General features: G+C 39.8%; 12 protein-coding genes. All 12 read left to right on the forward strand.

The features are described 5' to 3' along the window. The first annotated feature begins 17 nt into the window (after positions 1 to 17). The 12 genes from flgK to fliB all read left to right on the forward strand — a co-directional run bounded on the left by flgK (position 18) and on the right by fliB (position 11,874). Positions 18 to 1,592, forward strand: a complete 1,575-nt coding sequence (gene flgK / locus ACPV3A_RS00950) for a flagellar hook-associated protein FlgK (protein WP_426197899.1) — start codon at positions 18 to 20, stop codon at positions 1,590 to 1,592. A 12-nt stretch (positions 1,593 to 1,604) separates the two neighbouring features. Beyond that, complete coding sequence (flgL, locus tag ACPV3A_RS00955; protein ID WP_426197900.1) at positions 1,605 to 2,498, forward strand: flagellar hook-associated protein FlgL; 894 nt, start codon at positions 1,605 to 1,607, stop codon at positions 2,496 to 2,498. Positions 2,499 to 2,510: 12 nt separating this feature from the next. Then, complete coding sequence (locus tag ACPV3A_RS00960) at positions 2,511 to 3,086, forward strand: DUF6470 family protein (protein ID WP_426197901.1); 576 nt, start codon at positions 2,511 to 2,513, stop codon at positions 3,084 to 3,086. 73 nt (positions 3,087 to 3,159) lie between these two features. Further along, the gene (fliW, locus tag ACPV3A_RS00965; RefSeq protein WP_426197902.1) at positions 3,160 to 3,624 is read left to right on the forward strand and encodes a flagellar assembly protein FliW; all 465 of its coding nucleotides are present in this window, start codon (positions 3,160 to 3,162) and stop codon (positions 3,622 to 3,624) included. After that, entirely contained in the window at positions 3,602 to 3,838 is a 237-nt protein-coding gene (gene csrA, locus ACPV3A_RS00970) for a carbon storage regulator CsrA (RefSeq protein WP_426197903.1), read from the forward strand. Before fliW ends, csrA begins: the two co-directional genes overlap by 23 nt. Positions 3,839 to 4,002: 164 nt before the next feature. After that, positions 4,003 to 4,827 carry a flagellin gene (locus ACPV3A_RS00975; RefSeq protein ID WP_426197904.1) on the forward strand — a complete coding sequence of 275 codons (825 nt, stop codon included), beginning with the start codon at positions 4,003 to 4,005 and terminating at the stop codon, positions 4,825 to 4,827. Between the two features lie 69 nt (positions 4,828 to 4,896). Beyond that, positions 4,897 to 5,241 carry a flagellar protein FlaG gene (locus ACPV3A_RS00980; protein WP_426197905.1) on the forward strand — a complete coding sequence of 115 codons (345 nt, stop codon included), beginning with the start codon at positions 4,897 to 4,899 and terminating at the stop codon, positions 5,239 to 5,241. An 11-nt stretch (positions 5,242 to 5,252) separates the two neighbouring features. Next, entirely contained in the window at positions 5,253 to 6,737 is a 1,485-nt protein-coding gene (gene fliD / locus ACPV3A_RS00985; RefSeq protein WP_426197906.1) for a flagellar filament capping protein FliD, read from the forward strand. Positions 6,738 to 6,775: 38 nt separating this feature from the next. Beyond that, the gene (gene fliS, locus ACPV3A_RS00990; RefSeq protein WP_426197907.1) at positions 6,776 to 7,162 is read left to right on the forward strand and encodes a flagellar export chaperone FliS; all 387 of its coding nucleotides are present in this window, start codon (positions 6,776 to 6,778) and stop codon (positions 7,160 to 7,162) included. Then, a complete protein-coding gene (locus ACPV3A_RS00995) occupies positions 7,159 to 7,488 on the forward strand; it encodes a hypothetical protein (RefSeq protein WP_426197908.1) in 330 nt (109 codons plus the stop codon). The genes fliS and ACPV3A_RS00995 overlap by 4 nt, the downstream gene beginning before the upstream one ends. A gap of 36 nt (positions 7,489 to 7,524) precedes the next feature. Continuing rightward, complete coding sequence (locus ACPV3A_RS01000; protein ID WP_426197909.1) at positions 7,525 to 10,419, forward strand: IPT/TIG domain-containing protein; 2,895 nt, start codon at positions 7,525 to 7,527, stop codon at positions 10,417 to 10,419. Between the two features lie 198 nt (positions 10,420 to 10,617). Beyond that, on the forward strand, positions 10,618 to 11,874 hold the full coding sequence (gene fliB / locus ACPV3A_RS01005; protein ID WP_426197910.1) for a flagellin lysine-N-methylase: 1,257 nt from the start codon (positions 10,618 to 10,620) through the stop codon (positions 11,872 to 11,874). Positions 11,875 to 11,882: the final 8 nt, after the last annotated feature.

The following is an 11,882-nucleotide window of genomic DNA, read 5'->3' on the forward strand; positions in this document are numbered from 1 at the left end:
CAGAAAGGAAAATGTAGATGAGATCCACATTTCATTTGCTCGAAATCGGAAAGAGGGGCTTGATTGCCCAGCAAGCTGCAATTAACACAGCTGGTCATAACGTTACGAACGCCAATACGCCAGGTTACTCTCGTCAGACTACCCGCCTGGTTGCATCGAATCCGATTGCATTTCCAGGAATGCAGCGATCCCAAGCTGCAGGTCAGCTTGGAATGGGCGTAGAGGCGGAGAGCATCCAGCGGGTACGGGACTTTCTATTGGATATCGAATACCGCAATCAGAACACGAATTTGTCGACATGGAGCGTTCAGCAAGAGACGCTTTCGAATATTGAGGGGATTTTTAACGAGCCTTCGGACAGCAGCTTGAGCGCGAGCATTGCCGAGTTCTGGACGGCTTGGCAGACGCTGAGCAAGAATCCTAGTGACACCGACTTGTCCGCTCGTATGGCGGTTCAGCAGAAAGCGATCGCTTTGACGGAAACATTTAATCATATTTACTCCCAATTGGATACCCTCAGTAATAACTTGACTTCCCGCATCGACACCAAGGTAGCGGAAGCTAACAACTATATTGAGCAAGTGGCGGAATTGACGCAGAGTATTAAGCGGATCGAGGGTCTTGGCGATAACGCAAACGATCTGCGGGATAAGCGGGATTTGCTCGTTGATCAGTTATCATTACTCGGGAATGTGAATGTAACGGAGACAGGTGACGTTTATCAAGTGACGTTTGGCAACCAGGTCGTGGTTGACGATATGACGTCCACACCGATTACGAACGCGATTGCCGGGACATTGACCGGCGGGGAGATCGCTGGTTATGTGACCTCCCGTGATGTGCATGTTCAAGGATATATCACCCAGCTGAACATTATGGCCAACACACTGGCTACAGGTAAAGTAGAAGTGACCCTGCCGGCTGGAACGATTCTTCCGCCAGGCGTTAACATTCCGAATGCGGTTATGGATGCAAATAATCCTCGCAAGCTTGCTCAGGATGTGAAGCATACGGTTGATGGCCTCAACGGATTACATAAGTTGGGTTATACCCTTAATGAGCCGGCCACAACCGGTGGCGACTTCTTTGTATCTGCTAACGGCGGGCCAATTACCGCTGGAAATATGAGATTAAGCCAGACGATCCAAGCTGATCTGAAGAACATTGGCGCTTCCCTGCGGACAGAGATGAAGACTGATCCGGATAACGGTATGACCTCTGAGGTGGTTCTGAAAGGGAACGGCGGCATGGCGCTTCTGATTGCCCAACTGTCAGAACGTACGTTTAGTTTTAATCCGAACAATAGCAACGGTGCGGTAAGCGATATTACGAACTTTGAAGGATACTTGCAGTCTGTTATTTCCAAATTAGGTACGGACAGCAGCAATGCCATCAAGATGGTAGAGAACGGTACATTGTTGGTGGAGCATGCAGATACACTCCGTCTGTCAATTAGCAGTGTATCACTTGATGAAGAGATGTCGGATCTGATCCGCTTCCAGCATGCATACAGCGCGTCATCACGTGTGGTGACTACCATTGATGAGATGCTGGATAAATTAATCAACGGTACCGGCGTCGTCGGCAGATAGGAGGAATAAGTCATGCGCATAACCCAATCCATGATGACTAGCTCCATGATGAGCGGCTTGCAAGGCAACTATCGCAGACTGGATAAATATCAGGAGCAAATGATGACTCAGCGCCGGATTAATCGTCCTTCCGACGATCCGGTGGGTGTAGCCAGTGCTCTCCAATACCGTGGTCAAATCACGGCTACAACGCAGTTTGAGCAAAATGCGGAGGATGCGGATTCGTGGTTGAAATACGGAGATACAGTCATGACCGAGGTCACACAAATTATTCAAAAACTTTCAGAATTAGCAGTTCAAGGTGGTACTGATACAGTTCCAGCGGATGCACGGGAAAACATAGCAGCAGAAGTGGACCAGTTATTTCAGCAGCTTGTTTCTCTTGGTAACTCGCAATTCAAAGGAAAGTATATTTTTAATGGTGAGAGAACCGATGAGAGACCATTCCCAGATGATCCAACGCAAACTGCATATGCCCTGGATAATGGCGAAGTAAGGTATCAAGTTGGTGCTGGAATCACGGTATCTGTGAATACGTTGGGCGAAAAAGTATTTGGAGCCTACGGAGACGCCTCGGGAATATTTTCTGTAGTAGATAATTTTAAAAAGGCATTACTGGCGGACGATACAGCAGGTATACAACGTGCCATTCCTTCACTGCAGAAGAATTTGGAGACGACAATTACCTCTCAAGCGGAGATGGGGGGGAAACAAAATCGTCTGGAGTTTACCCTTAATAGACTTGGCGATTTAAACATTAACTACATGGATTTACAATCGAAAGTGGAAGATGCGGATATTTCCAAAGTCATTATTGATCTAAAGACATCTGAGAGTGTTTATCAGGCTTCCTTAGATACCATGGCTAGAATCATTCGTCCAAGTTTGTTGGATTTCCTAAGATAAAGGAGGATACGCATGAATATCCCCCAAATACAAATTCAGCAAGGATACTCACAGATTGGTCTTGAAATAACGAAGGGCCAACAGAGAATAGAACAGCCTAGACCATCCATAAATATGACCCAGAAGAAGGCTATCCTAGAGGTGGAACAAGCTAAGGGTACATTGGAGATTGATTCACGCAAGGCGTGGTCAGCTCTAGGGAAAGCTCGCATTGAAGAGGTTACAGATAGAATAGCTCAATCTTCTCTGCAGATTTCAATGCAAAATATTGCTGATATAGCCCGGAATGGCGATCAAATGATGGCTACTCATAAAGGGGGAAACGTATTTGCAGAAATTGCGAGGAATAATGTGTTCGAAGAACGACCAAGGGTCGAGATAACAGGTGACCCGGGGTATGATAATGTGGATATTACTTATACTCCTGGTCAAGTGCAAACCAGCTATATTCCGGGTGGGGTTAGCTTTAACCCGGAAACCTTTAAAGCTGTTATAGACTACTACCCAGGTAAGGTAAACCCATATTTAATCAATCAAAACTTTATATTCATGTCGACGACAGGAAAACAGCTTGATGCAGTTGTCTAGTTGTAGATATACAATAGCTATAATGAAACTAGTTTCATTATAGCTATTGTTTTTAATGAAGGAGGAATAATCCATGATAATCAACACAAAAAAATTTGGTCAAATCGAGATTGAAAGCAATCAAGTGATCGTATTTGAGAGCCCAATATTAGGATTCGGAGATTTGAAAAAATATGTCTTACTGCCATCCGAAGATAAGAAGGGGCCATTTGAATTTTTACAGTCCATAGAAAATGGGAATTTGAGTTTTATTGTTACGGATCCGTTTGTTTTTTTCCCAGAATATGAATTTCAGCTTGAACCACAATGGATAGAGACATTAGCCGTTTCTGATGAATTCGATATAATCGTGTTGATTATTGTTACGGTCAGATCTGCAGAAGATATATCCTGCAACTTAAAAGCGCCTATTGTCATCAATAAGGCTAACAATAGAGCAGCACAGATTGTTTTAGATCAGGTAGATTATAAGACACAACAACCATTGCTAAGAGAAAAGAAAGGGGCAGGTTTTGATGCTGATTCTATCAAGAAATAAAGGGCAAAAGATCATGATTAATGATAACATTGTTCTTTCCGTTATCGAAGTAAACGGTGATCAGGTCAGAATTGGCATTGAGGCCCCAGCGAATGTAACTATATATCGTGAAGAAATTTATGAAGCTATCAAGCAACAGAATCAAAATGCGGTTGAATTCAATGAAAACATTTCAAATATATTGCAAACTATCATTCCAAAAAAAAAGAATTAAATTTTTTAGAAATTATTAATCAGCTATAAACAATAGAGCAAATTTTCCGATAAATATAATATGGGTCGAAAGACATGGCTGTGACGGCCGAACGTCATGTCCCGATCACGATAGGGTGAAGCAAGGATGCTGATCACCAACACATTCCAAGGAGGAATTATATCATGCGTATTAATCACAATATTGCTTCTTACAACACACAACGTCAATTGGCTACAAACAACACACAACAAAGCAAATCTTTAGAAAAATTATCTTCTGGATATCGCATTAACCGTGCAGCTGATGATGCTGCTGGACTTGCAATCTCGGAGAAAATGCGTAACCAAATCCGCGGTCTTGAGCAAGCTTCTAAAAATGCTTTGGACGGTATTTCTATGATCCAAACAGCTGAAGGTGCTTTGAATGAAACTCATGCAATGCTTCAACGTATGGGTGAACTTTATACACAAGCAGCTAACGAAACATTGACTAGTGCTGATAGTGCTAAAATCGATACGGAAATCACTCAATTGTCTGCACAAATTGATTCGATCTCTGAGCAAACTCAATTCAATACAAAGAAATTGCTTAACGGAGATACTACTGATGTTGTATTCCAAGTCGGTGCCAACGCTGACGAAACAATTACTGTAACATTTGAAGCTGCTGATGCTCTTACTCTTAAAGTGGATGCTACAAGTTTGACAGCACTTGATGGAACGAACGCTATAGCTAAAGCGAATATGACAAAAGTTACTGAGGCAATCAATACTGTTTCTGAATTGAGATCGAACTTGGGTGCTGTTCAAAATCGTTTGGAGCACACGATTAACAACCTGGGGACAACTTCAGAGAACTTGCAAGCTGCTGAATCCCGTATTCGTGATGTAGACATGGCTAAGGAAATGAGCGAATTCACGAAGACAGGAATTCTTCAGCAAGCAGCAACTGCTATGTTGGCTCAAGCGAATCAACAACCTCAAGGTGTGCTTCAATTACTTCGTTAATTGGTTTAGAGAACCGGCCGGATACCCGGTCGGTTTTTTTTATATAAAATTGTATGGGAGTAGATTGTGATGAGGATTGAGAGTCTTTCTCAAATGCCTTCTAACTTCCCTGAACTTGGACGAAACAAACAGAGTGTTGTGTCTAGTGATGGGCAGAATACATACAATGGGATTCTACAGCAGGTTAATGAAGAGAAATTAGGCGCGCTCATTGAACGTGGGAATCAAGTGCTTGAAAAAACTGAAACGCGTTTAGAGGTCTCATTTCACGAGTTAACAAATCAAATGATGGTTAAACTTGTTGACACGCAGACCAATGAAGTTGTTAAGGAAATTCCACCCGAAAAGTGGTTGGATCTAGTATATAACTTATGTGAACAAATGGGTTTGTTTATTGACACAAAACTCGGATAAGGAGGGGTTATATGGCTATTAATACCAACACAATAAAATTCACTGGAATGGCATCAGGCTTAGACACTGATTCAATTATTAAAGATTTAATGAGAGTAGAGCAGCTGCCACTTACGAAATTACAGCAATCTAAACAGCTGCTTATGTGGAAAAGAGAACAGTATAAGGAAATTAATACATTATACTCATCATTAAGAAATTTGACTGACGGATTAAGATTTGAATCTTCATTTAATAAGAAAGCTGCTACTTCAAATAATTCAAGTGTTGTTACAGCGCAGGCCAATAATGGGGCTATAGACGGCAGCTATTCTGTCAAAGTTAATAGTCTTGCATCTTCGGCAATTGTTGTAGGTGAACCGCTATCAGCGAATGCGAGCCTGACAGATGTAGTATCTACTCCAGGTAGTTTCACTATCACAGGTCCGGATGGAACTAAGCCGATTACAGTTACTGCTACTTCAACAAGACAATCAATTCTGGATGATATCAATAAATCGGGCACTGGAATTATTGCAAGCTATGATGAGGCAAATAAGAGACTCATGCTCTCTACTAAGCAAGTAGGGAAATCCTCAGCTATTACTATTACAGATGATTCAAATGCTTTGAAGAGTAGTTTAGGAGTGGGAACGACCGCTGCTACGTATGGCAAAGATGCTTCAGTTGAGATTAATGGAACAACGATGTCAATGGCTAGTAATTCGTTTACCTTTAATGGCGTCACATTCTCTCTCAAAGGAGTTTCAAATACGGCCGTTTCTGTAGACGTGGCACAGGACAAGAGCACTATTGTTAGTAAAATAACGGATTTTGTTAATAAGTATAACGAAATTATCGACACTGTTAATTCAAAATTAGTTGAGAAAAAAAGCCGGGACTATAAGCCTTTAACGGATGAACAAAAAGAAGCAATGAAAGAGAGCGAAATTACGGCATGGGAGAAGAAGGCTAAATCTGGTTTGTTGAGTAATGATGATATGCTGAAAGCCACCTTGACAACCTTGAGACACTCCTTCATGAATGCAATTGAGGGTTTACCTCAGGGTAAAAACACACTTAGTTACATTGGACTAACTACAGCCAGTGGCAAGGATGCGTATAAAGAGAACGGTAAGCTTCATATTGATGTGACTAAACTAGAAGAGGTTCTCCAAAACGATCCGGAAGGAGTTAAAGCTTTATTTACGGCGACCTCGACTAGCGATCCTAAGCTTAAATCTGAGATGGGTTTTGCAGAGCGTATTAAAATTGATCTAGATCAAGCGATTGCTAAAATGGGATCCAAGATAGGGGCAAGTTCACTATCGGATACAGTTGACTCTAGTACCATTGGACAGAACTTGAAATACTTAAATTCGAGCATTTACACGATGAATGAGCGACTAAGTAGAGTTCAAACCAGATACGAAAAACAGTTTGCGGCAATGGAAAAGGCAATGCAGAACTTAAATAATCAAAGCTCGTGGATTAGTTCACAATTAAGTTCACTTTAATTTATTAGTTAGACATTACAAGGTTAGAGGGGATATACATGTCCATACAAGACTATCAGTTAAACTATCTTAAAGTCCGAGTTGAAACGGCAAGTCCGGGAGAACTTACGTTGATATTGTATGAAGAGTTTTGTAAGAAACTTATGATATCAAAGAATCTTCTATCCAAAGGACTTGTTGATGAAATGCGGATACAAGTCTTTAAAGCAAAAGATATTTTAAATGAACTCATTATTACTCTCAATATGGATTATGATATATCTAAAAATCTTTATGAATTGTACTGGTACTATAATAATAGATTAGCTAATTTTTTGATTTCAAAAGATGTAGCAGTATTAGATGAAGTTCTGGAATTCGGCCAATCGATGGTTGACACGTGGAAATTGGCAATACAATCATTGAAACCGGGGGACTCCTTATGATCAGTCTCAGTCCGATCGATTCTAAGGAATTAGAATATCTTCAAAGGATTCATAATATTTACCGGGATATTTTGGCGAAAAGGGACGTGGATTATTTTCTTTCTATGGAGGTGGAAGTAGATCAGCTATTTTCATCTGTTTACGCGTTAGAAAGGAATGCACCATCTTATTCAGAACGTAATCAGATATTAAGGGAACTGCAAAGTATGAACTTACGCATTTCAGAGTTTGTAGAACTAGAAAAAGACAAATTAGAAGGACAAGAAAAAATAGTAGTTCAACAACCTTCTTCACATGGGTCTATTTTTTTTGATCAAAAGGCTTGATACTGAAGGAATTTAAATAAGAAAGAAGGTATGAGTATGCGGAAAAACTTTAAACTACTAGTTCTATCATTTTTATTGGTGTTTACAGGCATGTTTGGATTTCTCACCACGTCAGAAGCTGCAGTTGCAGATTATGTATCCGTGACAAAGGTTGTTAATCCAACAACGATTACGGTTGAGGAAGAAGCAGAAGTATCATTAAATATCAAGGGAACGCCCCCTTCTAATGTAATCATGCCGAACGATGTTATATTGATTATTGATAAATCTGGAAGTATGCAAACAGATAACCGAATTAATGCGGCAAAGAATGCAGCCAAAGGGTTCATAGACTTGATGGATATGTCTAAGCATCAGGTGGGGATCGTTGGATATAGTTCTGTAGCAGCGACTAGCAGCCTTCCATTAACAACTGATATAACTGCTGCTAAACAATTTATTGATCCAATTGTAGCCTCAGGTGGAACTGAAACGGGTTATGCTATTGACCAAGCGATTACATTATTAAGTAGCCATAGACCTGAGGCACAGCCTGTCATCGTGATTATGACAGATGGTGAAGCTAATTCATCTCAAGCGGCTTTGGAAAGAGCGCAAGCTGCAAAGGATGCAGGTATTGTTTTTTATACGATTGCTTTATTGGGACCTAACGATAATCCTGACACAAGTGCACCGAATGAGTTGCTTAAGCAGATGGCCACGACAAATTCGCATCATCACTTTGTATTAGGTTCCACTGGTTTAGCTGAAATATATGCTGCCATTGTTGCTGAGATCGGGGTAGCAAGTGCATATAACGTTGTTGTATCAGATATAGTCTCGGAGGACTTTGAGATTGTACCAGGAAGCTATGATAATAATATTCCGCAACCTGTACAAAACGGCAATACTTTAACTTGGAACTTTTTAGAGTTGAAAAACAATGATTTAGTGTTTAAATACAAGATTCGCCCGGTAGATAAGAAAAAATATGGTAGTTTATCTGTTTCCACATCTGCTTCAGCAATTACCTACAATGACTACGCAGGTGCCGCAAGAACTAAAGCAATACCAGGGGCAAAGCTAAATGTAAAGCTTCTTCCACCGTCTATAACTTCAATTGAGGAAAGCACCGGCCATCCGCTCGGTGGAGAAACAGTCACTATCAACGGTACTAACTTCCAGTCAATTCCAACCGTTATGATGGGAAATAAAACAGTAGCCGACGTACAATACATTAATGAGAACCAGCTTGTTATCAAGACAGTTGCAGGTAATCAAGGCCCTGCTACGGTAAGGGTTACTAATACTGATGGACAGTTTGCTACGGGAGATTACACATATCTTGCTGACCCTGTAGTTTCAAGCTATACACCTAATTCCGGGCCTTATGTAGGTGGAACGTCAGTATTTTTATATGGCGATTATTTCATGAATGGTATGAAGGTCAAATTTGGTGATAATTATGCCACTAGTTCCAAGTACTATAATAAAGGATATGTAGTAGTGGTTGCGCCAGCTGCTACAGTGTCCGGTCCGGTAGATATGGCTCTAGAAAATCCAGATGGTACTAGTCTGGTTATTCCAGCAGGATACACATACGATGAACCAATTGTTGAGAAGTTGAGCATCACTTCAATATCCCCTAATAGTGGGAAATTATCAGGAGGAGAAGTTGTCTATATCGAAGGAACACTGCTAGAAACTACCTCAAAGGTGTTATTTGGAGATACCGAAGTTCCTATCAATACCTTTTATTCAGATAAGAAAATTAGAGTTGTGGCCCCTTCTTCTACTACTCCAGGGCCTGTCGATATAACAATTATTAATAACAGTGGCGAGACAGCTACAGTTACTGGGGGATATTCATATGAGGCTCCACCTGTTCTCCCAGACCCGACAATTACCGCTATAGCACCTAATAGTGGACAGCTTAAAGGCGGAGAAATAATTTATATCGATGGAACAGGTTTTCAGGATGGAATGCAAGTTTACATTGGAGATGTCGAGGTTCCTGTAAATAAAATATACAGCAGCAGTCGATTCCGGGTAGTTGTGCCTTCCTCAACTGTAGCTGGATCGGTTGATATTAAAGTGGTGAATCCAGATGGAAAAGAAGCAATTGCAACTGGAGGTTATACTTATTTAGCACCTCCACCAAAGGCGCCGCCAACAATTACAGCTATTACTCCTAATAGTGGTCCATTCACCGGAGGTACATTGGTATATATTGAAGGAACTGGTATTGACAATGGAGCAATAGTTCATATTGGAGATACTTCAGTTGCGATTACCAATTATTATAGTGCTTCCAAGATTCGAGTAGTAGCACCTTCATCTAATGGATTTATTGGGTCAGTAAATGTAAGTATTACAAATCCAGATGGTCAAGAGGCTACTTTTACTGATGGATACACGTACTTGGAACTGACACCTACAATAACGGGAATCACACCTAATAATGGAGCATTAGCTGGTGGGGAAATTATTTATGTAACAGGAACAAATTTTGATCCGACGATGACACTTACAGTTGATGGTACTGAAGTCGCTATAAATCAATTCTACAGTAACACTCGCTTTAGATTTGTCGTACCATCAAGAAGTACACCAGGAGTAGTTCCTATTGAAGTTACGCTTCAATCAGGTACACGTGCTTCTACTACTTATACCTATAATGCGCCTCCAGTTGCAGCACCTCCGGTCATTACAGCTATTAGTCCAGCATATGGCCCGCTTAATGGCGGAACAATAGTCTATCTCGATGGTGCTGGTTTTACAGCTACTTCTAAAATTATGCTTGGTACTAGTGAAGTGGTAGTTAACAGGCTTTACTCAGCAAATAGATTAAGATTCGTAGTTCCTGCTGGGAATGCGATAGGTACAGTTGACCTTAAAGTAATTAATGCTGATGGTCAAGAAAGTAACATTGTTACTTACGAGTATCGATAATAAATAATGCAGGAAAAACAGGGTGTTTTAAAAAGACACCCTGTTTTTTCATTTTCATGAGAACTAATTATAAGTATTTTTATGTAATATCATTTTCCAAGGTATTCATCTTATCCCGAAGTATGTCGATAAATAAAATGATATGAGAGCTATAGGTTTGTTTTTCAAAATTATAAAATGGACTGGAATGGTAAACAAATGAAGGAAAGAGTACTTTTGCCATCATATATGAAGGCATTTTCTTGTATTGGAAGTGTATGTGAGGATAGCTGTTGTATAGGCTGGACTGTGGAATTAGATAAGAGGATATATAAAAAATACAAAAATATTAAACATGCAGAACTAACGAGCAAATTAAACAAGGGAATAAAACGAATAAAAGACGCTTCAGCACGTGACTCTAAATATGCCTATTTTGTAATGGATCAACAGAAACGTTGCCCTATGTTAGACGAGGAAAATTTATGTGGTATTCAACTGAATTTAGGTGAGGAAATGCTATCTCCTGTATGTACGACTTATCCAAGAATCCTAAATAGGAGAGGTACAGAATTTGAGTTGTCTGCTAAATTGTCTTGTCCCGAAGTCACACGATTAGCTCTTTTGAATCCGAAAGGAATTGAGTTTGACCAATCTGAATACGAACTTAATCCTTCATGGGCAATCAATTCAGTGAATGATGCTCAATCAATAGGTGGAAGTGATATATCATGGAACTTACGTGAGTTCTCAATTGATATAATCCAATGTAGAAATCTCTCTGTCAGCGACAGAATGATTTTTTTAGGCCTTTTTATAAACAGACTTCAAGTCCTAGTAGACAAGAAACAATATGAAAGTATCCAGCTATTAATTGATGAGTATAGAAGTAAGTTAGTAAACAAGGATTACATTTCGAGCTTGGAAAACATTGCTGATAATCTCCCAATGCAAATTAAAACTCTACTTGAATTAATCATGCTGAGAAGAAAATTGGGGATTAGTAACCAAAGATATTTAGAATGTTTTGAAAGTATGCTTAAAGGACTTAATCTTGATCGTAGTCAAGAAATCGAAATTAGAGATATTGAGGAAAAGTATCTGTTTAACTATCATGAATACTTCATACCGTTTTTTACTGATCATGAATATATTTTCGAAAATTATTTAGTTAATTATGTCTTCGAAAGTATGTTTCCGAAAATGGATACCAATCAAATTTTTGAACAGTACATTAAAATGTCGGTGATTTACGCTATGTTAAAGATGCATTTTGTTGGGATTTCAGGTCAAGATAAAGGTATTACAACGGAGCATGCAATTAAGCTAATCCAATCCTTCACCCGAGTTATTGATCATTATCCTTCCTATTTGAAAGGGTTGGTTGAAATAATTACAAACCATGATTTTGATACAGTAGCACATATAGCTGCCTTATTAAAGGATAGAAATGTGACTAGCGAAAGAATTCATTAAAAGAATAA

The sequence above is a fragment of the Paenibacillus sp. Dod16 genome (assembly GCF_049893405.1).
Classification (GTDB): domain Bacteria; phylum Bacillota; class Bacilli; order Paenibacillales; family Paenibacillaceae; genus Paenibacillus_AQ.

Coding starts and splice junctions, on each gene's coding strand:
- fliB (WP_426197910.1), top strand. CDS start 10,618: ATGAAGGAAAGAGTACTTTTGCCATCATATATGAAGGCATTTTCTTGT.
- fliW (WP_426197902.1), top strand. CDS start 3,160: ATGATAATCAACACAAAAAAATTTGGTCAAATCGAGATTGAAAGCAAT.
- fliD (WP_426197906.1), top strand. CDS start 5,253: ATGGCTATTAATACCAACACAATAAAATTCACTGGAATGGCATCAGGC.
- ACPV3A_RS00960 (WP_426197901.1), top strand. CDS start 2,511: ATGAATATCCCCCAAATACAAATTCAGCAAGGATACTCACAGATTGGT.
- csrA (WP_426197903.1), top strand. CDS start 3,602: ATGCTGATTCTATCAAGAAATAAAGGGCAAAAGATCATGATTAATGAT.
- flgK (WP_426197899.1), top strand. CDS start 18: ATGAGATCCACATTTCATTTGCTCGAAATCGGAAAGAGGGGCTTGATT.
- fliS (WP_426197907.1), top strand. CDS start 6,776: ATGTCCATACAAGACTATCAGTTAAACTATCTTAAAGTCCGAGTTGAA.
- flgL (WP_426197900.1), top strand. CDS start 1,605: ATGCGCATAACCCAATCCATGATGACTAGCTCCATGATGAGCGGCTTG.
- ACPV3A_RS00995 (WP_426197908.1), top strand. CDS start 7,159: ATGATCAGTCTCAGTCCGATCGATTCTAAGGAATTAGAATATCTTCAA.
- ACPV3A_RS00975 (WP_426197904.1), top strand. CDS start 4,003: ATGCGTATTAATCACAATATTGCTTCTTACAACACACAACGTCAATTG.
- ACPV3A_RS00980 (WP_426197905.1), top strand. CDS start 4,897: ATGAGGATTGAGAGTCTTTCTCAAATGCCTTCTAACTTCCCTGAACTT.
- ACPV3A_RS01000 (WP_426197909.1), top strand. CDS start 7,525: ATGCGGAAAAACTTTAAACTACTAGTTCTATCATTTTTATTGGTGTTT.